Annotated in this window: 22 protein-coding genes; 12 read left to right on the top strand and 10 right to left on the bottom strand. The window is 50.7% G+C overall.

Translation table 11 applies throughout. From position 1 onward, the window contains the following. Positions 1 to 32: 32 nt before the first annotated feature. Positions 33 to 944, top strand: a complete 912-nt coding sequence (locus CSR04_RS08545; RefSeq protein WP_102795846.1) for a porin — start codon at positions 33 to 35, stop codon at positions 942 to 944. 94 nt (positions 945 to 1,038) lie between these two features. Continuing rightward, entirely contained in the window at positions 1,039 to 2,901 is a 1,863-nt protein-coding gene (locus CSR04_RS08540; RefSeq protein WP_102795845.1) for a methyl-accepting chemotaxis protein, read from the top strand. A 46-nt stretch (positions 2,902 to 2,947) separates the two neighbouring features. Here the strand turns inward: CSR04_RS08540 and CSR04_RS08535 are convergent, their stop codons facing one another. From CSR04_RS08535 to CSR04_RS08520, 4 genes are all read right to left on the bottom strand, one after another. After that, positions 2,948 to 3,220, bottom strand: a complete 273-nt coding sequence (locus CSR04_RS08535) for an HU family DNA-binding protein (protein ID WP_102795844.1) — start codon at positions 3,218 to 3,220, stop codon at positions 2,948 to 2,950. Between the two features lie 228 nt (positions 3,221 to 3,448). Continuing rightward, a complete protein-coding gene (ppx, locus tag CSR04_RS08530; RefSeq protein ID WP_102795843.1) occupies positions 3,449 to 4,978 on the bottom strand; it encodes an exopolyphosphatase in 1,530 nt (509 codons plus the stop codon). Continuing rightward, entirely contained in the window at positions 4,975 to 7,056 is a 2,082-nt protein-coding gene (gene ppk1, locus CSR04_RS08525; protein WP_102795842.1) for a polyphosphate kinase 1, read from the bottom strand. The genes ppx and ppk1 overlap by 4 nt, the downstream gene beginning before the upstream one ends. A 152-nt stretch (positions 7,057 to 7,208) precedes the next feature. Continuing rightward, complete coding sequence (locus tag CSR04_RS08520) at positions 7,209 to 7,712, bottom strand: glycine cleavage system transcriptional repressor (protein WP_102795841.1); 504 nt, start codon at positions 7,710 to 7,712, stop codon at positions 7,209 to 7,211. Between the two features lie 206 nt (positions 7,713 to 7,918). Between CSR04_RS08520 and CSR04_RS08515 the strand changes: the two genes are divergently transcribed. From CSR04_RS08515 to CSR04_RS08490, 6 genes are all read left to right on the top strand, one after another. Beyond that, on the top strand, positions 7,919 to 10,033 hold the full coding sequence (locus tag CSR04_RS08515; RefSeq protein WP_172449289.1) for an ABC transporter permease subunit: 2,115 nt from the start codon (positions 7,919 to 7,921) through the stop codon (positions 10,031 to 10,033). After that, complete coding sequence (gene pstA, locus CSR04_RS08510; RefSeq protein WP_245921477.1) at positions 10,026 to 11,600, top strand: phosphate ABC transporter permease PstA; 1,575 nt, start codon at positions 10,026 to 10,028, stop codon at positions 11,598 to 11,600. Before CSR04_RS08515 ends, pstA begins: the two co-directional genes overlap by 8 nt. Before the next feature lie 16 nt (positions 11,601 to 11,616). Further along, entirely contained in the window at positions 11,617 to 12,429 is an 813-nt protein-coding gene (gene pstB, locus CSR04_RS08505; protein WP_146027131.1) for a phosphate ABC transporter ATP-binding protein PstB, read from the top strand. Between the two features lie 117 nt (positions 12,430 to 12,546). Next, positions 12,547 to 13,263 carry a phosphate signaling complex protein PhoU gene (phoU, locus tag CSR04_RS08500; RefSeq protein ID WP_102795979.1) on the top strand — a complete coding sequence of 239 codons (717 nt, stop codon included), beginning with the start codon at positions 12,547 to 12,549 and terminating at the stop codon, positions 13,261 to 13,263. Positions 13,264 to 13,354: 91 nt separating this feature from the next. Further along, entirely contained in the window at positions 13,355 to 14,032 is a 678-nt protein-coding gene (locus CSR04_RS08495) for a TIGR00153 family protein (RefSeq protein WP_102795838.1), read from the top strand. A 12-nt stretch (positions 14,033 to 14,044) separates the two neighbouring features. Beyond that, a complete protein-coding gene (locus CSR04_RS08490) occupies positions 14,045 to 15,313 on the top strand; it encodes an inorganic phosphate transporter (protein ID WP_172449288.1) in 1,269 nt (422 codons plus the stop codon). A gap of 49 nt (positions 15,314 to 15,362) precedes the next feature. Here CSR04_RS08490 and CSR04_RS08485 read toward each other — a convergent pair whose 3' ends face one another. Genes CSR04_RS08485 through CSR04_RS08470 form a run of 4 tightly spaced genes read right to left on the bottom strand, consistent with a single transcriptional unit; the run spans position 15,363 to position 20,931 of the window. Then, the gene (locus CSR04_RS08485; RefSeq protein WP_102795836.1) at positions 15,363 to 16,427 is read right to left on the bottom strand and encodes a helix-turn-helix domain-containing protein; all 1,065 of its coding nucleotides are present in this window, start codon (positions 16,425 to 16,427) and stop codon (positions 15,363 to 15,365) included. 52 nt (positions 16,428 to 16,479) lie between these two features. After that, positions 16,480 to 17,718, bottom strand: coding sequence for an esterase/lipase family protein (locus CSR04_RS08480; RefSeq protein WP_245921474.1), 1,239 nt, complete (start codon positions 17,716 to 17,718; stop codon positions 16,480 to 16,482). A gap of 17 nt (positions 17,719 to 17,735) precedes the next feature. Then, the gene (locus tag CSR04_RS08475; RefSeq protein WP_102795835.1) at positions 17,736 to 18,686 is read right to left on the bottom strand and encodes an alpha/beta hydrolase; all 951 of its coding nucleotides are present in this window, start codon (positions 18,684 to 18,686) and stop codon (positions 17,736 to 17,738) included. Between the two features lie 4 nt (positions 18,687 to 18,690). Continuing rightward, on the bottom strand, positions 18,691 to 20,931 hold the full coding sequence (locus CSR04_RS08470; RefSeq protein ID WP_245921470.1) for a TonB-dependent receptor: 2,241 nt from the start codon (positions 20,929 to 20,931) through the stop codon (positions 18,691 to 18,693). 191 nt (positions 20,932 to 21,122) lie between these two features. Between CSR04_RS08470 and CSR04_RS08465 the strand changes: the two genes are divergently transcribed. The 4 genes from CSR04_RS08465 to CSR04_RS08450 all read left to right on the top strand — a co-directional run bounded on the left by CSR04_RS08465 (position 21,123) and on the right by CSR04_RS08450 (position 24,259). Further along, positions 21,123 to 22,028: a hydrogen peroxide-inducible genes activator gene (locus CSR04_RS08465; protein WP_102795833.1), complete on the top strand. Its 906-nt coding sequence runs from the start codon at positions 21,123 to 21,125 to the stop codon at positions 22,026 to 22,028. A 113-nt stretch (positions 22,029 to 22,141) separates the two neighbouring features. Next, positions 22,142 to 22,684 (top strand): RNA polymerase sigma factor, encoded by a 543-nt coding sequence (locus CSR04_RS08460; RefSeq protein WP_102795832.1) that lies wholly within the window; start codon positions 22,142 to 22,144, stop codon positions 22,682 to 22,684. Beyond that, positions 22,677 to 23,336, top strand: a complete 660-nt coding sequence (locus tag CSR04_RS08455) for a hypothetical protein (protein ID WP_102795831.1) — start codon at positions 22,677 to 22,679, stop codon at positions 23,334 to 23,336. The genes CSR04_RS08460 and CSR04_RS08455 overlap by 8 nt, the downstream gene beginning before the upstream one ends. Before the next feature lie 8 nt (positions 23,337 to 23,344). Next, positions 23,345 to 24,259: a hypothetical protein gene (locus CSR04_RS08450; protein WP_102795830.1), complete on the top strand. Its 915-nt coding sequence runs from the start codon at positions 23,345 to 23,347 to the stop codon at positions 24,257 to 24,259. A 172-nt stretch (positions 24,260 to 24,431) separates the two neighbouring features. Here CSR04_RS08450 and CSR04_RS08445 read toward each other — a convergent pair whose 3' ends face one another. Next, the gene (locus tag CSR04_RS08445) at positions 24,432 to 24,767 is read right to left on the bottom strand and encodes a hypothetical protein (protein WP_102795829.1); all 336 of its coding nucleotides are present in this window, start codon (positions 24,765 to 24,767) and stop codon (positions 24,432 to 24,434) included. A gap of 38 nt (positions 24,768 to 24,805) precedes the next feature. Beyond that, the gene (locus tag CSR04_RS08440; protein ID WP_146027130.1) at positions 24,806 to 25,438 is read right to left on the bottom strand and encodes a hypothetical protein; all 633 of its coding nucleotides are present in this window, start codon (positions 25,436 to 25,438) and stop codon (positions 24,806 to 24,808) included. Between the last annotated feature and the right edge of the window lie 179 nt (positions 25,439 to 25,617).

Below are 25,617 nucleotides of genomic sequence, written 5' to 3'. Positions count from 1 at the left end.
TACTTGGTTTAACGGTAAACCAAGGGTTCACTATGACCAGATGGATTTACATCCTGCTGATAACATTGTGCTTATTCTGGCCGAGGGGTTCAAACGCCGCATCGGAACAGTTTAATTTCTATGCCAAGCTGAATGTCTCTTACCTTAGTGCGGATGAAGGCGAGGGGCGTTTCAGTGACATTAAAAGCAATGCTTCCCGAGTGGGGATAAAAGGTGAAATGGCATTGGATGGGGATCTCAGTGCCTTTTATTTGCTGGAGTGGCAGGTGGACCTGGCCGACCTGTCCGGTGACGACAATATCACCTCACGCAATCAATATGTGGGGCTGCGCGGTAACTGGGGCGAGGTGTCGCTGGGCCGCCAGGACACAGTGCTTAAGACCTCACAAGCTAAGATTGACCAGCTTAATGACCTGCAAGGGGATATTAAAAACCTCTGGCGTGGCGAAAACCGCCCTTCTGATACCCTGACCTACCGCAGTCCTAAATGGCAACACTGGCAACTTTCCGGCACATTTATCGCTGGTGGCGCTGAGCAGGCCTCCACTTATTCCGCCGCGCTTGGCTATGGTGATGCAGAGCTTAAAGCCACACCCCTTTACCTGGCGGTAGCAATGGACAGCAATGTCGCCGGTTATGACATTCAGCGCCTGGCGGCTCACTACAAATGGCAGAACTGGGTGTGGGGAGCCATGGCGCAACACCAGAAAAGACAGAGCGATGGCGACAATCGAAATGGCTGGCTACTGAGCAGCGCCTATACTCTGGGGCAGTGGGCGTTCAAATTGCAGTACCAGACCATGGAAGACGATTGGAGCCTGTCTGGGGCACTGGATTATAAGCTGGCCAAGCAAGTTAAGTTATTCACCTTTGTCACCAGGCAGGACAAACAGGCCTTACCGGACATGAACTGGTTAGGTCTGGGCGTAGAGTTGCGCTTTTAAACCCATTATGGGTATGGCACCTGTCACAAAGCCAGCGTGTTTGGGGCGCGGTGCAGTCAGAAGAACTGTCTACAGATAGCAGGAGTAAGCTGTTATGACCATCAAGAATCGATTATTCAGCAATGCCGCCATCGTGTTGGTAGCTATCGTGCTGATGTTCATTTTATCCCGGTATTCTTCTTCTACGCTCAGTACGCTGGCACAAGCACAGGCCGAGGCCGAGCAACTTAATACTGGTATGCTGATGTTAAGACGCCATGAGAAGGACTTTCTGGCCAGAAAAGATCTGAAATATATCGAACGCTTTGATCTGACCTTGCAGGACGTCCAGGCGCTGACCCGCTCTTTGCAGCGCTATTACCAGCAGTTTGACCTGCCAGACACAGAATTGATGCAGCTAAAGGATACCTTTGCCGCTTACGGGCAAAATATGCATGAGTTGGTGGAGCAACAAAAAACCATTGGCCTGGATCATGAAGATGGTTTGTATGGTGCTTTGCGTAAAGCAGTGCATGGCATTGAGCAGGAACTTAAGCGCGCCGACCAATCTGCATTACTGGTTAATATGTTACAACTACGACGTAATGAGAAGGACTTTATGTTGCGTCGGGACTTGAAGTATTTACAGGACTTTCAGGCCAATCTGACTAAGTTACGGGATGCTATAGGTCAGAGTAATCTGGACAATGCCAGTAAAACAGCACTGCAGGAATTGTCTGTCGTCTATGCACAGGGTTTTGAGCAACTGGTTAAGGCAGAGCAAGCCATTGGGCTGGACGAAAAGTCTGGCATTCGCGGCAATTTGCGTAACACCATTCAAAGCACCGAGGAGGTACTGGATGCGGTTATGCAGCGCACCCGCGATGAGATTGAGCAGGCCATGTCTTTCAACAATCTGCTGGTCAGCCTTTTGACCCTTGTGATCACTATTTTGGTCGCAACCCTGGCCTGGCTTATTGCCCGCAGTATTATTATCCCTATTCAGACGGTGAGCCACACCGTGCACCGTATCCGTAACGAGAATGACTTTACTCTTCAGCTAAAAGTAGAAGGACGTAATGAGCTGGCCAGCATGGCTGCCGATCTGAACCTGTTGGTAGAAGCTTTTCGCAATGTCGTGGTCGACATTAATCGCTCGGTCAGCATGCTTAACGATGCTTCGACCGAATTGGCACAAAGCGCTGAGCAAACCGCTAATGACATGCGCAGCCAATTGCAGGAAACCGATATGGTGGCAACGGCGGTGACGCAAATGAGCCACACCATAGATGAAATTGCCACAAACACAGAAAATACTGCTGGCAAGGCCAGAGACAGCAGTCATTTTGCTTCAACCGGTGCCAGTGAAGTACAGCAAAGTGTCGCGCAAATCCGTGACCTGGCCAGTCAACTGACCGACTCAGCCAGTGCGGTGGCGGAGCTGGAAAAAGAAAGCCAGGTTATCGGGGCGGTATTGGATGTCATTCGTGGGATTGCCGAACAGACCAATTTGCTGGCTTTGAATGCTGCCATTGAAGCGGCACGAGCCGGTGAACAGGGCCGGGGGTTTGCCGTGGTTGCCGATGAGGTACGCAGCCTGGCCACCCGCACACAACAAAGTACAGAAGAGATCACCAAGACGGTAGGCAGCCTGCAGCAACGTACCCAGGCGATTGTGCAATCAGTTGACAGCAGTCACGGCAAAGGACAACAAGCGGCAGAGCGGGCCAGTACGGTGGGGGAGTTGCTAACCCGTATTACCGGTGACTTAAACAGTATTATGGAAATGGCTACTCAGGTGGCAACAGCCATTGAAGAGCAATCCTGTGTCGCTGCCGAGGTAGGGAAAAATGTGGTTCAGATTCGTGATTTGGCTGAACAGGTCAACACTGCATCTATTCACAACAAAGAGGCCAGCGATATGGTGGCCGAGCAGGCGGCAAATTTGAAGGCGTCGGTTAATCGATTTAAGGTATGAAACGGATGGAAAAGGAGGACACGGCACGCCGTGTCCACAAGAATGCTTAGTTGCAAGCGTCTTTCAGGGCTTTACCGGCTTTGAAAGAAGGCAGTTTGGAGGCTGCGATGTTGATGGTGGCACCAGTCTGAGGGTTACGGCCTGTACGGGCAGCACGCTCAGATACTTTGAAAGTACCGAAACCCAGGATAGCCACTTCGTCACCGCTGGACAGTGCTTCAGTTACTGCACCAGTGAAGGCGTCAATAACACGGCCTGCAGAGGCTTTGGAGATGTCGGCGCGCTCAGCAATTGCATTGATGAGATCAGTTTTATTCATTGGATGCTTCCTTTTGTTTTATGTTGATAGTGGGCTGGAGATAAGCTACTCCATACCCAATTCATTGGCGACGCCTGTGAGGTATAGCTTTGCGACCCAAGGTCAGCATTTTTATACCTCAACTGGCTATCGGCACAGTCTTTAACACCTTTGCCACTCGTACAAAGTGTCACGAGTGGTGCAAATCTGCCGGACAGGTATGACATTTTTCATTAACGGCGCATGCCATTAACGCACAACCAGCCGGATCCCGCAACCATGCAGGTACTCCGCTTGCAGTTCCAAGTCTGCCACTACCAGAGGCGCATTCTGCAACCAGTCGTCGGCAAATTCCAGTATTAACTTATCTTGCTTGGTTTTTGCCCTGATCTGGGGCAAAAAATCATCCAAACGTTTGATATTTAACAGTACGCCGAGCTGCAAGATACAAACCAGCTTTTGTACCTGCTCGACACGGTACTGGGAAAATTCCGGAAAATCCGACGTTTTTATCTTCTTCCGATGAAAACGAACCAGGGTGGCCAACAAATCTTGTTGCTCCTGATTAAAACCCGGTAAATCAGCGTTTTGCAGTATATAACCGGAATGGCGCTGAACGCCACGGGAATTTATCTGTAATCCGACCTCATGCAGCAAGGCTGACCAGCCAAGCAGGCTTTGTAGCTCGGCGCTGCGGATTTCCCAGTCATCGGCCAGTTGCTGATACAGGGCCATGGTTGTGGCCAATACCCGCCTGGCCTGCTCGGTGTCGACATCATAACGTACCGCCAGGCTTTCGGCGGTGCGCTCACGTATGTCCTGATGTTCAAGGCGATCTTCCATTTCGTAGATCACCCCCTCACGCAGGGCGGCCGTAGAAAACTCCATTTGCTGGATATCCAGGCTTTCGAAGATGGCGATAAGTATGGCGAGTCCAGCAGCAAAAATGGGCTGGCGGTCATCGCTGAGCTCTTTAAAACCAAGCTTATCCATATGTTCTGCTTTGACGCAGGCATCCTGCAGTTTCTTCAGTTCTTGGCGGGTGACGATGGCGCCTTTTAGCTCGGGATTCACCTCCTGAGCGAGACTGACGATGGTTTTAATGGTGCCAGAAGTGCCGATACACACTTCCCAGCCCAATTGCCGGTATTTACGGTCAATCATCTCCAGCTCTTGTTTGGCGGCAGTGATGGCGCGGTTAAAGGCCTTACTTTTCAGCTCGCCATTTTTAAAATAATGCTGGGTGAAACTGACGCAGCCCATCTGCAGGCTGCGCATTAACAACGGTTTAAAGCCATTACCAATCACAAATTCGGTACTGCCACCACCGATATCAATGACCAGACGCTGGCCGGTATCTTCGGTGGTATGGGCAACGCCCTGATAAATCAGACGCGCTTCTTCGACGCCGGAAATGATTTCCACCGGATAAGGTAATACCTGGCGGGCGGCACGAATAAAGTCCCGGGCGTTGTGGGCCTTACGCAGGGTATGGGTGGCCACTATGCGCACCGAATCGGGGTTAAATCCCCGCAAGCTGTCAGCGAATTGCTGCAAGGTGGCAATGCCCCGGTCGATGGCGGCCTGGTCCAGGTATCCTTCTTTGTCCAGGCCGTCCGCCAGTCTGACCCTTTGTTTGACTTTGTAGAGGATTTGCACACTACCGGCGTTAATCCTGGCAACCACCAGATGAAAGCTGTTTGAGCCCATATCCAGCGCTGCTACATGGGTAACGTTTCTGGCCTCCACGTCGGAAAAGGCATTGGCTAATTGGTTCATGGATTATTATTATCGACTTCCAGAGCCTTCAGATAATCGTAGATTTCTACCTGGGAACGCAACTTTTTCCTGTTGCCTCGTCTCACATACTTGTTGGTTTGTTCCTGATCTATCACTCTGGCCTTAATGGTGTCTTTAAATTGAATGTGCAGAATATCCAGGACGCGTTTCTTTAATACCGGGTCTAAAATCGGGCAACCTACCTCAATACGGTTATCCATATTGCGGGTCATCCAGTCGGCCGAGGAGATAAACACTTTCTGGTCGCCGGCATTTTCAAATACCATCACCCTGGGGTGTTCAAGGAACCTGTCCACTACGCTGATAATCGAGATATTTTCACTCAGGCCTTTGACGCCTGGCACCAGTGAACACATGCCACGCACAATGGCGCGAATTTTTACCCCGGCCTGGCTGGCGCGGTAAAGATCATCAATCAGTGGAATATCCACCAGGTTGTTCACCTTGAGCAGGATCTGGGCCTTGTGTCCTTCTTTGACATTCTGCACTTCCTGGCGGATTAACAATTGGATTTTTGTGCGCGCGTTAACCGGCGATACCTGCAAATGATGGAACTTGAAGCGACGGTAAGGGTATTGAATAAAATCAAACACGTCTACCGCTTCCTGGGCCAGTTCCTGATCGCGGGTGAACAGACTGAAATCGGTATAAATTTTGGCGGTTTTTTCGTTGAAGTTACCGGTGCCAAAATGGGCATAATGGACGAGCTGCCCATGTTCTTCACGGCTGACAACGCAAAGCTTGGAGTGAATCTTTAAGGTGGGAATGCCCAAAATCACCTTTATTCCTGCGTCGGTCATGGTCTTGGACCATTCGATATTGTTTTCTTCATCAAAACGAGCGCGCAGCTCCACCACCACTGTCACCTGTTTGCCGTTGTTTACCGCGTCTATCAGCGAGTTGACGATGCGTGACTTGCTGGCAACCCGGTAGATATTCAGGCGAATATGCTTAACGCTTGGGTCAAAGGCTGCCTGGCGCACAAATTCAGTGAGATGCAGGAACCTGTGGTAAGGGTAGTACAGCAAAATATCGCGTTTGCTGATAGCATCAAATACCGTGTAGTGATCGGCAAATTCCCTGGCATTAATAGCAGGCAGCGGCGGGTTTTCCAGGTATTCACGACCAACATTGGGGAAACCGATAAAATCTTTAAAGTTGCGATAGGCGCCACTGGCAATCAGACTGTCGTAACTGGAGATTTTGAGCTGTTTTTTCAGAAACTCCAACATATCGGCTGGCATGTCACCGTCGTAGACAAAACGCACCGGCTCGGCAATCAGGCGCTGTTTCATACTTTCCGACATCTTCTCCACGTAACTTTCATCAATTTCATCGTTGATGCGATATTCGGCGTCACGGGTCATTTTAAATGAATAAGCTTCCAGTCTGTCGAAATCGATAAAGCCGCGGAATATCTGTTCCAGACACAGGTTGATAATATCGTCGAGCAGGATGATATGTTTTTTCTTACGACTCTTTTCCGGCGGAATCAGCACAAAACGCGACATATATTCGGTGGGCACTTCCAGCAAGGCATACTGAGTTTTTTGCTCTTCCTTACGAATGGCGACAAACAGGTAAGTGGCGGCATCATTAAGCCTGTCGACCAGTTTCACCTTGTTGCTTAGCAGCACCGGTGCCATATAGCGCAGAATTTTGTTCTGGAAATAACTCTTCAGCCACTGGGTCTGGTAGCCGTCCAACTCATCTTTAGCAATCAGAAAGATCTGGTACTTGGCCAGACGCGCCACCACTTCGGCGTGAATGCGCTCGAAGTCATCGGTCATGACCAGCACCCGTTCCTGGATCTTATCCATCAGTTCTTTGGTTTGCTGGGCGGCCTCGGTATTCTGGTCATTCAGGTGAATGTAGATCTGGCGTTTTACATCAGCCACCCTGACCCGGTAAAACTCGTCCATATTGTTAGAGTAAATGCCCAGAAAACGGATACGCTCAACAATGGGGTTACGCTTATCTGCAGCTTCTTGCAAGACCCGCTGGTTAAAGGCCAGCCAGCTCAGTTCCTTTGGATAGTAAATGGTATTGGTGTTCATCTTTTTCGCTACGGCGATGAAAATTCGCAAAATTCTAGCAACAGTGCCAGCCGGTTAATATGAAGCTTTTATGACGATGAGAGGAGGCCGATCAGCACTTTTGTGCTAAAACGGTAACAGCATCTTGCTCCTCACTCCTCACTCCTCACTCCTCACTCCCAATCTATATCGACTATCAGATCATTGGCTATCTGTTCCAGTGCGTCGCTGAGTGGATCGGTATCGAAGTCTTGTGGGATCTCGATCACCACATTGGCTTTAAACAGATTTCCTCCCCAGTTGGGGGCCGGCTCACAATGGGACTGGAACTTGATAATGTTCAGGTTGAATTGATGTAGCACTCTGGTTAATTCCTGCACAATGCCAGGTTTGTCATTACCCATAATTTCCAGGTTAACCTGTTGCGTCTGGGTTTCTGCTGGGGCATCACCCTGCACCAGACGAATATTCAGCTCTGGCATCGCATCCAGTTTAGTTAATAGTGGTTGCACATTGTCTTTAGGTAACTGTACCTGAACAAAACCGGTAAACAGGCCAGCCATATGGGCAAAGTTACTGGATAGCCAATTTCCCTCCAGTTGTCTGACCGTGCGGGATATTGCCTCCATAATGCCGGGTTTATCTTTACCAATCAGGGTGAAAATTACTGATTCCATCTTATTCTCCTGTGCAACCTAAAGGCGGGACGGCGCATGGTGGGGACCTTTGTGCGCCGGATGAGCAAACTATAATACCAATTCACATAAATAGCAGCTTAATGCTTGGCTCGGCAAGCGGCGCAAATCAGCCAAGGGTCAAACAGTTAGTAATTCGCTCAGGTGGCCTTTACAATGTGGCCAGCTCAGTATTGACCGGTTGTTTTGTGCAAGCAGAATTTCAGACAGCATCACCAGGCCTGGGAGGCCGTTTAACCCGGGATCGGCTGGCGGCGCGAATTATTACCTTTGGTGGTTTGACTGTTTTGGTCACCCTGGCCATGCTGATATGGCATTTGTTATACGTGACGGCTCCTCTGGTTCTATCTCCCTCATTGACTCCCAAAGCCGTCTGGCAATTACCGGCTCAAGAAGTGCTGTTACTGGAAGATCTTCAGCAGGAACGGGCGCTGATAACCCGGGGCAATGATTGTCAGTTGGCGTTTTTTCAGGTGCAGGCGGAGCAGGGGGCGGGGCTTAGTCCTTTGAAACAATTGCCACTGGACTGCCATACCAAGGTTAAAGCGTTGCACTACCATGGTGGACGTTACCTGACGACGCTGACCAGCGAAGGTATGTTGCGGATGGAACGCCTGACCCGTGTCGGTGAGCAGGTGTTACGTGAACTACAACTGTCGCTGTATCTTCCCGATCTTCCGGAAAAAATACCGGCAAATTCCTGGCAGGTTGCCTTGTCTGAAGACTGGTTGGGTATTGCCGTGCCCGGCCAGACACATTGGCAGCTTTACTGGGTTTCCCGTCTGCAGGCCGGACAGGTAATTAAACAAAGATTGCCTGCCTCAGAGCACTTGTTGTTGCTGCCGTCGTTGACCTTGGCGGTCCAGGCCAATGCTGCTCAACTGACCTTTAGCAGCCCGACTCAAAGTAACAGTCTTACATTATCTGCGCCGGTACAAAAGCTGCTGTCTTTTCCCGGTGACAAAGCGTTTTTGCTGGGTTTTGCCGACGCCAGGGTTGAAAAATGGTCAGGTTTCAATGATGCCGGCCAGTTCCGGTTCAGGCCAATTTATGCATTAGCTGAACCATTTGAGGTTCAGGCGCTGCAAATGGCGCAGGGAAAGGATTTAGGTGTATTGCTTGGCAAACAGGGTGAACTGTGGCTGTTCTTAAGCAGTACCGGTGAGGTTCTGGCCAAACACCAGGGCGTGGCAAACAGTAAGGGCATATGGCTGGTTGATGCGCGACTTTACAACTGGAATGAGCATGACGTGCAGCAATGGCGCATTGACAATATCAGTTCCATCGTCAGTTTTGAGAGCCTGTGGCAAAAAGTCTGGTATGAAGGTTATGCCGAGCCGGATTATGTTTGGCAGTCCTCTGCCGCGGAGGACATCAGTCAAGCCAAATACAGTCTTGTCCCTCTGGTGATTGGCAGTTTGAAGGCGGCCTTGTTGGCATTGATTATTGCGATTCCACTGGCGGTCGGTGCAGCAATTTATACCGCTTATTTTGTGCCTGCCAGGTTACGTAATTGGTTGAAGCCCGGCATTGAGCTGCTTGAGGCCGTACCGTCCGTGGTTATAGGCTTTATCGCCGCTATCTGGTTAATTCCCATTGTTGAGGATTATCTGCTGGGTATGCTGCTGTTCCTGGTTTTTTTACCTATCAGCCTGCTGCTGCTGGCGTTGGTGCAAAAGCCGTTATCCCGAGGTATGTCACTGCGCTGGCAATCCGGCTGGGAATTGCTACTGATGATACCGCTGGTGCTTTTTCTGGCTTGGCTGGCATTTGTGCTGGGCGGTGTGGCGCAGGACTGGTTATGGCCACAAGGCTGGTTCCCGGGACAGGACAATCACAGCAGTAAAAACGCGCTGGTGGTGGCTCTGGCGCTGGGCATTGCAATTGTACCCAGTATCTACTCCCTGGCAGAAGACGCCATTTACGAGGTACCAGGGCACCTGCGTCAGGCTTCATTTGCGCTGGGTGCCACCAGAGCACAAACCTTGAGGCGGGTAGTATTGGTCGCCGCTTATCCGGGGATCTTTTCTTCCATTATTCTCGGGCTTTCCAGGGCCTTTGGTGAAACCATGATTGTGTTGATGGTCACCGGCAATACGCCGGTAGCAGACTGGGATGTGTTTGCTGGTATGCGGTCTCTTACCGCCAATATCGCCATTGAATTGCCCGAGTCTGAGGTCAACAGTATCCACTATCGGGTGCTGTTTTTTACCGCTCTGCTTTTATTTGTTTTTACCTTTATTATCAATACCCTGGCCGAATTGGTAAGGGGCAGACTACGGAAGCATTATCAAAGTGTTTAAGCGCCGCTTTTTCGCCAGACAAAAAGATGGCCTACCTATAGTCGGCGGGGCTGCATTGGTGGCGATTATCCTGTTGCTGCTGTGTGGCATGGTAGGGATCATGCTGGTTAAAGGCATGCAACATTTCTGGCCTAATCCGTTGTATCAGGTGAGTTATGTGGATGAGCAAGATCAGCCACAACAGATGTTTGCGACCTTATTGTCGCGGGACTTTATCACCACGAGAGGCCAGAAACGTTGGTTGTTCAACCAGGCAAAATTGTATCAGTTCAGTGACCAGCAGCATTTGCTCAGGCAAGAACAGATTATAACCTTGCTGGCATTGCCTGATTTAATTGATGTTCAGCTAAGAAGTGGCAATAGATTGTTTGCCAGGCTGAACGGTTTGACATTTGCAGGTAAGGCAGTGGACATCAATCGTCTGCCCAATGTGCTGCAAGATGTCAGTGTTGAGGTGGCGGCAATTTCAGCCATTGAACAGGGCAGATTAGCCGCCATACACCAGTTACTGGCCGAGTACGACCGACGCGGCGTTGAAGTGGATGCGCCAGCCAGAGTCAAGTTGGAGGATGAATTCGCTGCGCTGATGGCGGAACTTAAAAGCCGTCGCAGCCAAATGGCCCAGTTTGAATTGCAACTGCTGTTTGATTCAGGCCAGTCTTATGCACTACCCCTCTGGGAAGTGGAAAAGTATCAGCAAATCAACCAGCAAACCGCGGTGCAGCGATTTGCGACCTTTTTGTCCAATATATGGGAGTTTGTCAGCGATACGCCTAAGCGCGCCAACAGCGCTGGTGGGGTCTTTCCTGCCCTGTTTGGCACAGTGGTAATGGTGTTGTTAATGACCTTGATTGTGACGCCTCTTGGGGTCATGGCAGCCATTTATCTGAATGAATATGCACCGGAAAACTCGCTGACTTCGTTGATTCGAATTGGTGTAAACAATCTGGCTGGAGTGCCATCTATTGTTTATGGGGTATTTGGCCTGGGTTTTTTTGTTTATCAGGTCGGTGGCAATATCGATAAGCTGTTTTTCAGTGAGCATTTGCCAGCGCCCACATTTGGAGCGCCGGGCATTTTCTGGGCGTCGTTGACCATGGCCATGTTAACCCTGCCGGTGGTGATTGTGGCAACAGAAGAAGGTCTTCGAAGAGTGCCCAATAGCCTGCGGCAAGGCAGCTATGCCCTGGGCGCCACTCAGTTTGAAACGCTGTGGCGTACGGTTATTCCTATGGCCAGTCCTGGCATTATGACCGGCGTGATCCTGGCCATCGCCAGAGGCGCCGGTGAAGTGGCCCCGTTGCTGTTGGTCGGTGCGGTAAAATTTGCGCCAACTCTGCCTTTAGATGGTGAATTTCCTTACTTACATCTGGACCGGCAATTTATGCATCTTGGTGTGTTGATTTATGATGGTGCATTTCACAGCAACAGTATTGGTCACGGTTCTTCAATGATGTTTGCTTCTTGTCTGTTATTGCTACTGGTAGTTATGACCCTGAATATTATCGCGGTCATGGTGCGGTCCAGGTTACGCCGCCAATACCAGGCGATGGCAGGACATTGGTGAGGTTGGAGTAATGCATATGTTTGAGTATTTTGATTTGTCCAGGCAAGGCCTGGATCTCGACAGCCTGAGTCAGGAACAGGTTGCCATTGATGTGCGCGACCTAACCTTAACCTTTGGTAACAAACGGGCTTTGCACCATATCAATATGCAGGTTCCTAAACGTCATGTCACGGCGCTGATTGGCCCGAGTGGCTGTGGCAAGTCGACATTGCTTAGTTGTTTTAACCGGCTGAACGACCTGGTACCCAATTGTGTGGTTGCAGGTGAAGTGCATATTAATGGCCGCAATATTTACCATCGTAAGGAAGAAGTGGCGCTATTGCGTCGACAGGTGGGTATGGTGTTCCAAAAGCCCAACCCTTTTCCCATGTCCATTTATGAAAATCTGGTCTATGGCCTGAAAATTCAGGGCATTAAAGACAGGCGCACCCTGGACAATGCGGTAGAGCAGTCGCTGCGGGATGTCGCGCTTTGGCGCGAGGTCAAGGACAGGTTGTTTGAGTCTGCGCTGACCCTGTCTGGTGGTCAGCAGCAGCGTCTGGTGATTGCCAGAGCCATTGCCCTGCAACCTGAAATATTACTGCTGGATGAACCGACCTCGGCGCTTGATCCGATATCCACCCTGACCATCGAAGAGCTGATTACCCAGCTCAAGGAAAAATACACCGTATTGATCGTTACCCACAACATGCAACAAGCGGCCAGAGTGTCTGATTTCACTGCCTTTTTGCATCAGGGCCATTTGATTGAATACTCGGATACCGACAGATTGTTCACCCGACCCAAAGAACAGCAGACCGAAGAATATATTACCGGCCGTTACGGCTAAAATGACGGATATCAGAGGGATGGGCAATATTCCTGAGAATTTGGCGTTCGGGGACATATAACAGAATTTGCAAACTCGAAACTCGAAACTCGAAACTCGATGCTCGAAGAGGTAACCATGCAACAAATAAAACTCAATACCCATATCTCCGGGCGTTTTAATCTGGAGCTGGAAAATCTGCGTAACTCCGTGCTGACCATGGGCGGCGTAGTCGAGCAGCAGCTTTGCGACGCCATTAGCGCATTGCGGGATAACAACCGGGCGCTGGCAGAAAAAGTCATGCTCAATGACCTGATGGTTAACAATATGGAGGTACAGATCGATGAGGAATGTACCCGTATTATTGCCAAGCGCCATCCCGCTGCCAGCGATCTGCGGTTGGTGCTGGCGATTAACAAAGCGACAGTGGATATTGAGCGAATCGGTGATGATGTTGAACGAATCGCCAAACTCATTGTGAAAGGCAATTTACCCGTGTCTGAAGACATCAAAAACGGTATGATCGCCACCGGCAATCACGTAATGGAAATGTTGCGCCAGACCCTGAACGCCTTTGCCAGAATGGACGCCGATGCGGCTTTGACCATTCACATTGGTGATCAGGAAATAGATGAACAATATAAGCAGTTGCTAACTCAGGCTGTGGCTGAAATGCAGCAGGATATTGATGCATTACCGCAATGGCTGGATATACTTTGGGCTATGCGCGCATTAGAACGCGTTGGCGACAGGTGCAAACACGTTTGTGAGTATATAATCTATCTGGTGAAGGGCAAGGACGTGCGGCATATCTCCCGCCAGGCGATGCAGGAGAAAATGCAAGAACACAGGTAATACTGCCTGATTGTCATAAAACTGAAATATTTCATTCATATTTTGTGGTGTATCATGCGCCACCACCTTGAAGGTAGAAACAGTGCCATTTATGTCAAGTAATTCATTTCTAGAGGTTTTTGCGAAATCGCCGCTGAAACCGCTGGAAGAGCATATCAACACAGTTCATGAGTGTAGCCAGGGTTTGTTACCGTTTTTTGAAGCGGTATTTGCCAAAGACTGGAAAACTGCCGAAAAACTACAACATGATATTTCCCACCTGGAACGTAAGGCCGATGCCCTTAAGCGAGAGCTGAGAGTCAACTTGCCGGCAGGTATTTTTATGCCCATCCAGCGTCAGGATTTACTCGATCTGCTCAGCCAGCAGGATAAAATTGCCAACCGTGCCCGTGATATCTCCGGATTGATGCTGGGACGTGAACTGGCCATACATGAATCCCTGCACGACTTGTTCCGTAATTTTGTGATGCGCTCCATTGATGCTACCCGTCAGGCACAAAACGTCACGAATGAACTAGACGAGCTGCTTGAAACCGGCTTCAAAGGCCGTGAAGTTAAAGTGGTTGAAGATATGATCGATCAACTCGATCAGATTGAAGACGACACGGACAAAATGCAGGTGGTATTGCGTCGCGAGCTGTGGAAACTGGAAAGCCAGTTAAACCCGGTGGACGTGATGTTCCTCTACAAGGTCATTGAATGGATCGGCGATTTGGCCGACATCTCACAACGCGTTGGGTCGCGACTCGAATTGATGCTAGCCAGTTAAAGGGCAGTTCTGATGGATATTTTAACTACATACGGCTTTATGCTGATAGTCACGGCTGCGGTCGTGGGTTTTTTAATGGCCTGGGGCATTGGTGCCAATGATGTGGCCAATGCCATGGGGACCTCCGTGGGCTCCAAGGCGCTGACCATTAAGCAGGCTATCATTATCGCCATGGTGTTCGAGTTCGCCGGTGCTTATCTGGCCGGCGGCGAAGTTACCTCGACTATCCGTAAAGGCATAGTAGACAGTGCGTTCTTTGTGGATGCCCCCGAGCTGTTGGTGTACGGCATGATTGCGTCGTTGCTGGCAGCGGGGATCTGGTTGGTGATTGCCTCTTACCTTGGCTGGCCGGTATCTACGACGCATTCTATCGTTGGCGCCATTATTGGTTTCTCTGCTGTTGGGGTGAGCTCACAATCTGTTGAATGGGCCCAGGTGGCAGGTATTGTCGGTAGCTGGATAGTGACGCCTGCAATATCAGGCTTTCTGGCATACATTATTTTTATGAGCGCACAGCGCCTGATCTTTGATACCGATTCACCCTTCGCTAACGCCAAACGCTATGTACCTTACTATATGGCGCTGGCAGGTTTTGTGATGTCGCTGGTGACAATCAAGAAAGGCTTAAAGCACGTAGGGCTGCATATTGGCAATATGGAAGGCTACCTGATTGCCATTGCCATCGCCGCAGTGGTTGGTGTGTGCGGTAAGCTTTATATCAACCGGATTAAGCTGGACCGCGAGGCAGACCGCAAGATGCAGTTCGCCAGTGTGGAAAAAGTGTTTGCTATTTTGATGGTGGTTACAGCGTGCTGTATGGCCTTTGCCCATGGTTCAAATGACGTGGCCAACGCTATTGGTCCGCTGGCAGCCGTGGTCAGTGTGGTGCAAAGTGGCGGCGAAATTGCCGGAAAAGCGAAACTTGCCTGGTGGATCCTGCCTCTTGGTGCAGTGGGTATCGTAATGGGACTGGCGATTTTCGGTCACCGCGTTATCCAGACCATTGGTAAAGGTATTACGCATTTGACTCCCAGCCGTGGCTTTGCTGCCGAACTGGCGGCGGCCACAACCGTGGTGGTGGCATCTGGCACCGGTCTGCCGATTTCTACCACACAAACCCTGGTAGGGGCGGTGCTGGGGGTAGGTATGGCCCGTGGTATTGCGGCACTGAACCTTGGCGTTATCCGTAATATTGTGGTGTCCTGGGTTGTCACGTTACCTATCGGTGCGGCCTTGTCGATTATGTTCTTCTTTATGCTTAAAGGGATCTTTGCCGCTTAATCGCAGTAAAGCTTAAAACCCGGCCTTGGCCGGGTTTTTACTTTTCGGGCTAATTGCTTTTGGCCAGACTATCGATATAGTCTCGGGGGGTTATTCCATTCCAGGTTTTAAAGGCGCGATTAAAACTGCGGGCATCTGAAAAATGCAAGCGCAGGGCTACCTCCTCTAAGCTCAGATGCCTGGCCAGTAAGGTCTTAGCTTCCTGATTCAATACCTGTTCACGGCATTGCCGGAAACTGCTCTGGCTTTCGGCAAGTTTACGACGCAGCGTTGCCACGCTATAGCCAAGTTCGCTGGCAATGGCGTCCTGGCTCTGAATACCTGTTTCCAGCAGACCTCTTACCCGCCTGACCAAATGACCGGCATTGTTCTGACCCAAGTGAAACTGCAACTGATTATAGACATGGCTCAGGGTTAATGGTGCTTGCCATTGCAGAGCGTGATCGGCCATGCCTATCTGATAATGCAGTACATAACATGACGCCCCGAATTTCAGCGGCAAATGGCCAAAGGCGGCCTGCAACACGGAATTGTCACCGTTGTCGGCACGGCTTTGTACTTTAACCAGGCTATGGGCCGCACTATGACCGCCTAAAGCACAAACCACACCATGCACATACAGAAGCACGCAGTCCAGGTTAAAACGGATATGCTCCGGCTGACTTTCATCCAGATAGGGAAACTGGCGGTCATCGATAATATAGAGTATTTCTCTGTCCCGGCGCTCCACCTTGTTATAGGCGCCACCATGAATGAAATTGTACGACGCGGCCAATTCCTGTAATGCATTTTGCAGGTTGTGGCATTTGCCCAGATGGGACAGAACATGGTCATTGGTGCCAGGCAACAACGGCCGCTTTGACATATGCAGGGATTCGTCGCAGACCTCAATGGCAAAGGATTCCAGCAGGCGCAGGAAGTCGACAATGTCCAGAGTATCCTGGTTATCCAGGCCTGACTTACGCAACATGTCCTGTAAACACAGGCCCGACTTCGACAGGATTTGGCCCAGTAAGGTCACCGCATTACGGCGGATCTTAGGTAAGCTTGCAGCGTTTTTTTCCGGCACGGGAATACGGCACCCCATGGAAGACTGTGGGACAAAATAGAGCATAAAGGTGAGTCCTTATCAATCCTGCCAAAGTACAGTGCCGTTGCCATCAAAGTTAAGGTGCGTTCAGCCAGGCCTTAATTTGGCTGATGCCGGCACCCGACCAGCCCAGTTTTAAATGATTCACCGCAATAGTGGCAGAACCGCCGTGATTGCCCAGGCCGCTGGCATCATTACAGCTGGAAACAAACACCACACCGTCTGATGGTCCGGTATGCTCGTTGTGAATCAGGGCGATATCGGCCTTGTTGCCACACAGATTGTGAACCCTGACGGCCGGATCGGTGCCTGCTGCTCGTACCATATCCACCAACGATTCGGGTAAGAAGGCATCAATACCCTGGCCATGGGTATAAAAACCCCAGCCGCCTTCATAGGTGGTGTACCAATCCTGCTCACTTACCGGTAAGGCATAAGTATTGTCCCAGCGTTTAAGCATTTGTACCGAGCCGGGAAAATAGCTGGAGGCATAACTCCATTGGTTGCCACTTTGCCAGATGCCGTAGCAAAGAATGCTGTCATGGGCGGTTGGGCCGTTAATCACACCACCACAGCCTGGGTAAACCGCAAATGTATGGGTCCAGCCATGGCGAAATGACCAGTCAATACCGTTATTCGGGCCGCCCAGCATAATCAGGCGCCTGACATCATTCTGATAGCTGGTACTCCAGGCTTGGGTAACAGAAGAGATATACATACGTGCGTTAAACGCACTTTTTGACCAGGTTACCAGGTCCACCTGACTGGCCCCGGTTTTGTTTTTGATTATATTGATGGCATTGGCGATCTGTTCGGCCCAGATATAGCCATCACCATTTTTATGCGCCAGTGACAAGGCAAACACCTTAAAGTCATCGGCTGCCAGGCTCTGCATCAGTCCGCTGGATGGGCAATTTTGCTGACCACAGCCATAGTCACCGGCATCATTGGGGTTGGCCCAGGCCAGATCCGCATCCTGGTTAGCGCCATGGATCAGCAATACCGGTACGGTTTTGCTGTTGGTATTCCAGCCGGGTGCGTGATAGAGCAGAAACAGATCAGAAGATGGGCTGGGATCGGCAAAAAAGGTAGCACGTTGACCCGTCTGATCACCGCGTCCGTCAGCGGGAAAGGCTTCCTGACCGATATGGCCACTGGTATCCCGCCAGCGCTCTACTTTCACCCAGCCGTTATTAATGCCGGAATTGAAGCTGGCTTCCAGGCTGGTTGGCCCTGCATGAACGGGCCCATACAGGCCCATAGTGAATAAGAGCGCGGCAAGCGCCTTCAGCAAACGACTTGTTGTTAGCATCATCTTCTCCTGGTGCGGGTTTAAATGGCCAGATCCCGTTTCAACTGTTTAGCCAGCGCGAGTCTGGCTTCCTGTGCTACAGGTAAATCGCCGAATGACAAAAAGGCATGGATAGTGCTCTCAAAACTTTGAAAACGAAGTAACACATCGGCTTGTTGCAAGCGCCTTGCAAAGCGCTCGCCTTCGTCTTTTAGTGGATCAAATCCCGCAACTAACAGTGCGGTGGGGGGCAGATGTGCGAGGTCGTCCAGCAACATCGGCGACACTTCCGGATTGTCGCTACCAGCATTGCCACCCAGGTACCAGTCGCGGGTACCGTCAATGGCGGCATTGGCCAGCAGGTAGTCACCGCCGCCGAACATCAGGCGGGATGGGTATTGTTCATGGGGACTGTGCACATCCAGTACCGGATAAATCAGATATTGGGCAGCCAGTCGTTTAACGCCTTGACTGTGCAGGCGATGACTGGCTGCCAGGGCCAGATTGCCGCCAGCACTGTCGCCCATAATGGCAATATGTGCAGGCGACGCATTTAAAGTGTCAGCCTGAGTAAAGACCCAGTTTAATGCCTGACTGACATCGTCTAACCCGGCGGGGTAGGGATGCTCCGGGGCCAGACGATAATCCAGACTGACAAACAAACAGCCGCTTTTTTGACAAAGATCTCTGACTAAAGCGTCGTAGCAATCCAGGTCACCCAAGGCCCAGCCGCCGCCATGAATAAAGAGTACCAGGGGCTGTGGTGCATCGCTGTCCGTCAGGGGCCGGTAAAGCCTGGCCGGAATTTTGCCCTGCAGGCCGGGAATGGCCAGGTCTGTTACCCGGCAGTCCTGGTTTACCGGCCCCTGCAGGCCAATAAACATGGCTCTGGCGCCGTTTCTGGATACCTCTATACCGCTGTCGCTTTGCTCGGTGTCTGGTACCTGCTGATTAAATTGCGCCAACAGCGCGGTGGTTTCCTTATCCATCATCTTGTTAAAACCTGTATTTAAGGTTAATTCCAAAGGTTCTTGGCGCACCGTAGTAACCCAGCTGTACACCAGGTGAGGCACTAAGATCAAAGCCATGCTGGCGGTAGCGTTTGTCGGTCAGGTTGTTGCCGTACAGACTCAGCTGCCACTGCTCGTCATCGGTAAGATAGGTCAGGGACATGTCCAGTAAGGCGTAGCCGGGCTGGGCCAACACCTCGCTGGAACTGACGGTCAGATAGGTTTTACTGCGATAACTGCTGGATAACGACATGCTCAAGCTGCCGCTGTCCAGATCCAGCCAGTAATCCAGTCCGACCCGGCCATTCCATTTAGGTGCATTGACCAGTTCACGTTGGTCACTGATTTCTGCGCCAAAATCGCCGACCAGTTCGTCGTAGCCGCCCCCCAGGTAACCGGCATTGATATTCAGGGTCAGGGCATCGGTCAGCACCGCCGAAAACTCCAGCTCGGCACCGTAGATTGTGGCTTTACCGGCGTTTTCAAACAGCGATAAAAATGCCCCGCTGTCTGGATCAATGGAAAAGCGACTAAGCTGGAAGTTTTTGTAATCGTTGTAAAAAGCCGCCAGGTTCAGGCGGATATTGTTGTTATTGAGCAGGGATTTTGAGCCAATTTCGTAGCTCCACAGGGTTTCGGGATCAAAAGGCTGGGCAAATGAGGTCAGTCGGCCGTTAAAGCCACCGCTTTTAAAACCCCGACTGGCGCTGGCATAAAGCATATGGTCGCCGCTGAGTTTATAATCCACTGTCAGTTTGGGCGAAAAGTTGCTCCAGTCTTGCTCTGCGGTAAACCCGGTGGGGCTATAGCCCTCGCCTTTGCCAAAGGCCGCTTCCATGCCTTCAGCGCTATCAATACCGGTACCGGCAAATTCTTCGCCACGACTGGTGACCTGCTTTTTCTCTTTGGTGTAGCGAGCGCCCAGCGTCAGCCCAAGTTGTTCACTAAGTTCCCAGTTCAGATTCGCGTAAATAGCGCTGCTGGTATTTTTCTGGTCACGCAGCCCGGCATTGATCACCGGGAAGGGCAGGTAGTTACCGTCGCCAAGCGGCACAAAGAAGTCGGGTGCGACGGCACCGCCAAAGGTACTGTCGTCCTCTTTAAAGTAATAGAGGCCGGATACCAGCGACAGACCATCAGCATGATAGAGCCACTGCAGTTCCTGGCTGATCTGGTCCTGATCTTCAAAGTTGTAAATGCCAAATGAACTGTCGGGGGTGCCGTCCAGATCCAGATGGGTGCGATAATCCATTTGCCGGTAGGCGCTGATGGATTTAAAGGTATTGTCACCCTGTTGATATTCCAGGGTAAGCGCTGCGCCGCGGGTTTCCAGGCTTTCCAGATCATTGTAATTGACGTTCACTTTAAACGGGTCATTGCCCACCGGCCGCAGGCGCCCCTCTTTAACCGAGTAAATAGGGGTTTCACGGTGTGGCGTGCGCGAACGCGAGGGAGAACCGTCGGAACCATCCACTACCAGATAGGCAGAGAGGTCGTCGCTGATGTGATACAGCAGGCTGCCCCGCCAGGCCAGCGTATCTTTGTCATAATCATCCCCGCCGTCCCACAGATTGTCCGCATAGCCGTCACGTTTGCTGCTGGTTATGGCGAAGCGGCCAAGCAATTTGTTTTCCACCAGCGCACCGCTGATGCTGCCTTTAAGCCCAAACTGGCCGTAGTTGCCTGCGTTCAGATCCAGATAGCCTTCGGTTATTTCCGAGGGCTTAGCACTGGTAAACTTTACCGCACCGCCGATGGTATTGCGGCCATACAAGGTACCCTGCGGGCCACGCAACACTTCAATCTGCTGAGGGTCAACCACATCCAGAAAAGAACCCTGGACCCGACCCATATACACGTCATCCAGATAGACACCCACACCAGGATCGTTAAACGAGATGGAATCAATTTGCCCCACACCACGGATGTAGATCACCGCATTAGAGGCATCTCCCACATGCAGACTCAGGTTCGGTACATGGGATTCAAGATCGCCAAGGTCCAGGACCTGCATTTTTTCCAATTCATTGGCGGATAACGCCGTGACGGCAATGGCCACATCCTGCAGATTTTCGCTGCGCCGGGTGGCAGACACCTGGATAACTTCAATACCCTGTTCGGCCCGTTTACTGGTTAGCTCCTGCAATGCCAGTGCCTGAGGCGCCAACAGCATGGCGACAGAAGCAGCCAGCAAGGACCGGGTATAAGGGAAGGTGTTCAGATTCATGAGGTTTGGCATGATGTGAAATTATTGTTAATGGTGGGCAAATTGTTGCGTTAGGTGGCAGTAACAACAAGGACAAAAAGCTTCAATCTGAGAGGACAAATACGCTCAGGACAAAGCCATGCAATACTGCTAGCATTAGCTAATCTGATTAATAAATTGTGTTTTAATAGGTTTTTATAGAGGAGCGTGTGATGAAGTGGCCTAACCTGAAACACCTGAATTATCTGGTGGTCTTGCACGAAGAGCAGCATTTCAACCGGGCTGCACAACGCTGTTTTGTCAGTCAGTCGACCTTGAGTACCGCCATCCAGAATTTGGAAGAGCAACTGGGTTGTCAGTTACTGGAGCGGGATCACAAGACCTTTATTTTCACCGCCCTGGGGTTGGATATGGTGGAGCGCAGCAAGGAACTGCTCAACGGCGCCAGCGAGCTGGTGGAATATGCACAGAGCGCCGGGAATTGGCAGGCCGGTAAATTAAAGCTGGGCATTATTCCCACTATCGCACCATTTTTGCTGGAAGGCTTGATTGATAAGGTGGGCAAGGCTCTGCCCGACCTTAATTTACAATTGCAGGAAAACACCACCAGTAATCTGTTACGAGAGCTGAACAGTGGTGAACTGGACTTGTTGATTCTGGCCTTACCGATGGAAACACCGGGCTGCAAACAAATGGTGATTGGCCACGATCCTTTTCATTTAGTGGCGCATCCACATATGCTGGAATTGTTGCCGCAACCACTGGATTACAGCGCCTTGCCGAAAGACAGTGTGTTTTTGCTGCAGCAGGAACATTGTATGACCGGCCATGCGGTGAGTGCCTGTGGTCTGAAACATAAAGAGCAGGTCAGTGCCTTAGCAGCCAGCAGCCTGTTTACGCTGGTGCAACTGGCCAACAGCAAACTGGGGCTGACATTTTTGCCGGAGCTGGCCCTGAAAAGCGATATTTTGCAGCACAGTGCTTTGGTGTCTTTTCCGGCCGAAGACAAGGCGTATCGGGAAATTGGTCTGGTGTGGCGCAGTGGTACCACCCGGGTTCGGCTGTTCCGTCGTATTGCCGAGCTGCTGCAACCCTTAATGCCCAAACCCATGCTGTAAGTGGGTGACAAAAAAATATTTTCAGATTCACCAAACTATTTTCTGCCCGGCCTCGACATTAAGGGCAGAGAATAACAAAACTGCAGCGCAAGTGGACATGATTGGGGTAGGCCTTGTTCGAACAAAGTGATGAAACGCTAATCCGTAAGGCCTTAAAGGGGAATAACGGTGCCTGGCAGAAGTTGGTTAAACGCTATGACAAGGCCGTCTACAACTATGGCCTGCGCATGACCGGCAATGCCGACGATGCCATGGATCTGCTGCAAGAGGTGTTCTTGTCGGTGTTTCGCAACCTGCAAAGCTTTCGTGGTGAAGGCAGTTTTAAGGCCTGGTTGTTCCGTATCGCCCATCACCGCATGGTGGAGTTTTACCGGCGTAAGCGTGATTACCAGCCGTTGGATGAGGAAAACCCGTTGGTGGACGAGTTGGCTTGTGTCAGTCGCCTGACCATCGCAGACGCGCAGTCGCGGGAACTAGTCAGGGCAATGCAACAGTTATCGCTGGAGCAAAAGGCGGTGGTGGAGTTGAAATTTTTTAGTCAGTTTACCTTTGAAGAGATAGCCGAGCAGTTAGGTGTATCCAGTAATACGGTGAAATCCCGTCTGTACGCGGGGCTCGGCAAGCTCAAAGACGTGATGGAGGTGCACTATGTCTGACAAACATGAATTATTTGCTTTGTGGCTGGAAGGCCGGTTGTCTGCCGAACAGCAGCAGGTATTTGAACGGCTGTGTGCCGACGATGACGAATTTGCCCGGCAGGTTAGCCTGGCCAGGCAAGTTGAACAGGCGGCAACGCGCTATGAAGAACAACCTGTACCCAACTGGCAGATCCCTGCCATCGGCCCGCAGCCGGTAGCTGATTCGTCCTGGTGGCGGGGCCGGGCCATGCCGTCACTGTCTTTTGCTATGTCGATAGTGGCGCTGGTGATGGTGCTGTTTCGGGTTGAGGTGCAAGTGCATGGCGGCAGCCTGACGGTAAGTTTTGCCGGGCAGGGGCGAGAGGATGAAATACGCCGCCAGGTGGATGCTGAAATTGCCCAGTTCCGCGAGCAGCAACAAGTATTGCTGGCCAATTACAGTCGTGAGATGCGTGAGCAGCAACAGGACGTCAGCAGTCAGTTAACCAGCTATCTTCTGAGTGCCAGTCGCACCGAGCGGCGAGAGGATTTTGCTGAATTAATTAAGTTCGTCAATCAACAGCGGGAAGACGATCAACAGTTTTATGCCCGTCAGTTTAACAAGCTTCAGCAACAGGTTTATCTGGCGCCCGAGACTGGGCAGCGCGATAACCTGTCACCGATAAAATGAGGTCAACCATGAAAAAGTCATCCCTATGTTTGCTACTTGCCGGTATTTGCAGCGTGAGTGCCCAGGCCGCACCGCAGCTTGAAGAACTGAGTAAAGAGCTGGAAATTATGAGCAGCATTATGCAAACCAGCTACAAACAAAACCGCGATAGAAAAGGCATCAGCGTGCGTAATCTACAAGCCACTTATCTGGCCGGGCAGGGGGTGCTATTCAGGGTGCAAACGTCTGGCAGCAGCCAGTACCGCTTTTCCTTTAACGGTATTGATCATGTGATTCCGGTACCACCTGTGGCCCCGCATATTGAAATGAATGGTAACGCCATAGTGATAGAGAATGACGGCCAGGTGATTGAATACGAGTCCATCGGCGATGAGTTGGAAAGGGTGCGTGAACTCTTTGTTGAGTCTGGTGAAAAGCTTAGTGAGCTGCACAGTAAACAGCGTGAACTGAACTGGGAAATACGTGAAGTGGAGCGTCGCAACCGCGACAACGAGTTTGAAAAGCGTCATGCCGAGGGGGAGCGTCGCAAGGAACTTGAAAAAGAAGCCCAGGAGCTGCAAAAAGAACTGGCGCAGATACGTGAGCGCCAGCGCGAAGTGGAACAATATGCACAGCAACTGGAAGAAGAGCGACGTGATGCAGCCAATAAACGGGCCGAAGCAGCGCAGGAGCAAAGTAAAAAGTTTCTTGCCGAGTTTGAACACAATACCGCCGATATCCTGTGTAAATACGGCAGTGGCCTGAAGAGCCTGCCTGACGGTGAACATATCACCCTGATGCTGGACAACTATGCCGGTGGCAAGGGCCGCAGCAAAAATCAGGATCGCATCTACGTGTTTGACTATAAAGATGTGCAGGCCTGTGTGGCCGGTAAACTGGATACCCAGAAATTGTTAAGTAAGGCTAATACATACGAGTTTTAGTGTTCGGTGGCACAGGTAACGCCACCTGATATTGATAAAAAGCCCGCTATCGTAGATAGCGGGCTTTTTTAGGCACTGAATTAAGCTTGTACTTGGTTTGACGTAGCTGATTTTTTGTTCCCAAACACAGGCTTGAACAGAGATAAAACATGGCGTTGCCTGGGTTGTAAGGTCATATCACATCGAAGGTTTTTTCCAGCAGGTAGTGCAAGGTTGCCACGACGACCAATATAAACAACATTGAAATCGCACGAATGGTGAAGAAATGACGAGATAGCTGCCAGTTTCTTTGCAGATAAAAGACATCAAAAAGGATAAAGAGTACAGCCAAAATAGAGCCGACCGCGCCACCTACATAGAGCAGGGCAAAAAGATATAGTTGTGAAATCAGAAAAGACAAGCTGCTGGTTTGTTCAGGCGCTGAACCGAGTATCAGATGCATATAGCTAACGCCGAGCAGCAGGGCGGCCAGGGTCCAAGGCAGGTATTCCAGTAATGACTTTCTCATACGACTCTATTTAACCACGCTTTTACGTCACAGGGTTCCTACCATTGGGGGCTAACCGTACTGGCTTTGCTGGCTGTTTTGGGCGGTGCAACCAGATTGGAAAGGCGAGCAGATTTAACCAAACCATTCTCGTCGAAATAGCGAAGCTCACCACAATGCCCAGAAGCCTCGGCCTGGCAGGGGCCATAGGTAAACTCTGCCAACTTGTACTTTCTATACATGCCCAGCTCTTCGGTGACCATTCCGCCCAGGTCTTCTTCGTTTTCAAGAAAATAGGCGGTGCCTTCATCCTGAAAAACACTGATAGGCAAAGCCTTATAGTACTGATAAAAGAAAATAGCGTTTTCTTTTTCGTAAGCCAGTGTTTTAACCGCAGGAAACTTGCTACCAAGGTGCGTGACGACTTGCTGGTGAATAGCCAGCTGAAGGGCATTCTGATCCTCGTCAGGGTACTTTACCAGGTATAGGTTGGGATAAACCTTAGACTGGATAAAGCGCATATTTTTATAGAAAACATGGTGAATGCCCAACCCAATCAGGCTAAGTAGCAGCAAAGTGTATAACACCCTGGCCCGCATTTTATTCCTGAATATCCACAGGATTAGCCTGACGGCAACAAACAAGATGCCGCTTAGCAGGAACAACACAAAGATGATTAGAACTATTTCCATGGCGCCTTACGTTTATCGCCTTGGTGGAAATATATTTTTGGTAACTTCACCAATTTCCCTTTCCTGGTTTTTCCTATAAATAGGGCAATCCAGCACTTACTTCAAACAGGCCGGATTGGTTTCACTGCATGATGGATGGAGCAAGCCTTATTATTCTGGATGAAACGCCCCCGGTTGCC

The sequence above is a fragment of the Bowmanella denitrificans genome (assembly GCF_002887595.1).
Classification (GTDB): Bacteria; Pseudomonadota; Gammaproteobacteria; order Enterobacterales; family Alteromonadaceae; genus Bowmanella; species Bowmanella denitrificans.
The sequence above is the reverse complement of the archived record's forward strand: the minus strand, read 5'-3'. Positions and strand labels throughout refer to the sequence as shown.

Excerpts from the sequence above, each read along its gene's own strand:
- CSR04_RS08440 (WP_146027130.1), bottom strand. The coding sequence starts at position 25,438 with ATGGAAATAGTTCTAATCATCTTTGTGTTGTTCCTGCTAAGCGGCATC.
- CSR04_RS08475 (WP_102795835.1), bottom strand. The coding sequence starts at position 18,686 with ATGATGGATAAGGAAACCACCGCGCTGTTGGCGCAATTTAATCAGCAG.
- CSR04_RS08535 (WP_102795844.1), bottom strand. The coding sequence starts at position 3,220 with ATGAATAAAACTGATCTCATCAATGCAATTGCTGAGCGCGCCGACATC.
- ppx (WP_102795843.1), bottom strand. The coding sequence starts at position 4,978 with ATGAACCAATTAGCCAATGCCTTTTCCGACGTGGAGGCCAGAAACGTT.
- phoU (WP_102795979.1), top strand. The coding sequence starts at position 12,547 with ATGCAACAAATAAAACTCAATACCCATATCTCCGGGCGTTTTAATCTG.
- CSR04_RS08545 (WP_102795846.1), top strand. The coding sequence starts at position 33 with ATGACCAGATGGATTTACATCCTGCTGATAACATTGTGCTTATTCTGG.
- ppk1 (WP_102795842.1), bottom strand. The coding sequence starts at position 7,056 with ATGAACACCAATACCATTTACTATCCAAAGGAACTGAGCTGGCTGGCC.
- CSR04_RS08490 (WP_172449288.1), top strand. The coding sequence starts at position 14,045 with ATGGATATTTTAACTACATACGGCTTTATGCTGATAGTCACGGCTGCG.
- CSR04_RS08470 (WP_245921470.1), bottom strand. The coding sequence starts at position 20,931 with ATGAATCTGAACACCTTCCCTTATACCCGGTCCTTGCTGGCTGCTTCT.
- CSR04_RS08520 (WP_102795841.1), bottom strand. The coding sequence starts at position 7,712 with ATGGAATCAGTAATTTTCACCCTGATTGGTAAAGATAAACCCGGCATT.
- CSR04_RS08480 (WP_245921474.1), bottom strand. The coding sequence starts at position 17,718 with ATGATGCTAACAACAAGTCGTTTGCTGAAGGCGCTTGCCGCGCTCTTA.
- CSR04_RS08455 (WP_102795831.1), top strand. The coding sequence starts at position 22,677 with ATGTCTGACAAACATGAATTATTTGCTTTGTGGCTGGAAGGCCGGTTG.
- CSR04_RS08445 (WP_102795829.1), bottom strand. The coding sequence starts at position 24,767 with ATGAGAAAGTCATTACTGGAATACCTGCCTTGGACCCTGGCCGCCCTG.
- CSR04_RS08540 (WP_102795845.1), top strand. The coding sequence starts at position 1,039 with ATGACCATCAAGAATCGATTATTCAGCAATGCCGCCATCGTGTTGGTA.
- CSR04_RS08485 (WP_102795836.1), bottom strand. The coding sequence starts at position 16,427 with ATGCTCTATTTTGTCCCACAGTCTTCCATGGGGTGCCGTATTCCCGTG.
- pstB (WP_146027131.1), top strand. The coding sequence starts at position 11,617 with ATGTTTGAGTATTTTGATTTGTCCAGGCAAGGCCTGGATCTCGACAGC.
- CSR04_RS08450 (WP_102795830.1), top strand. The coding sequence starts at position 23,345 with ATGAAAAAGTCATCCCTATGTTTGCTACTTGCCGGTATTTGCAGCGTG.
- CSR04_RS08465 (WP_102795833.1), top strand. The coding sequence starts at position 21,123 with ATGAAGTGGCCTAACCTGAAACACCTGAATTATCTGGTGGTCTTGCAC.
- CSR04_RS08495 (WP_102795838.1), top strand. The coding sequence starts at position 13,355 with ATGTCAAGTAATTCATTTCTAGAGGTTTTTGCGAAATCGCCGCTGAAA.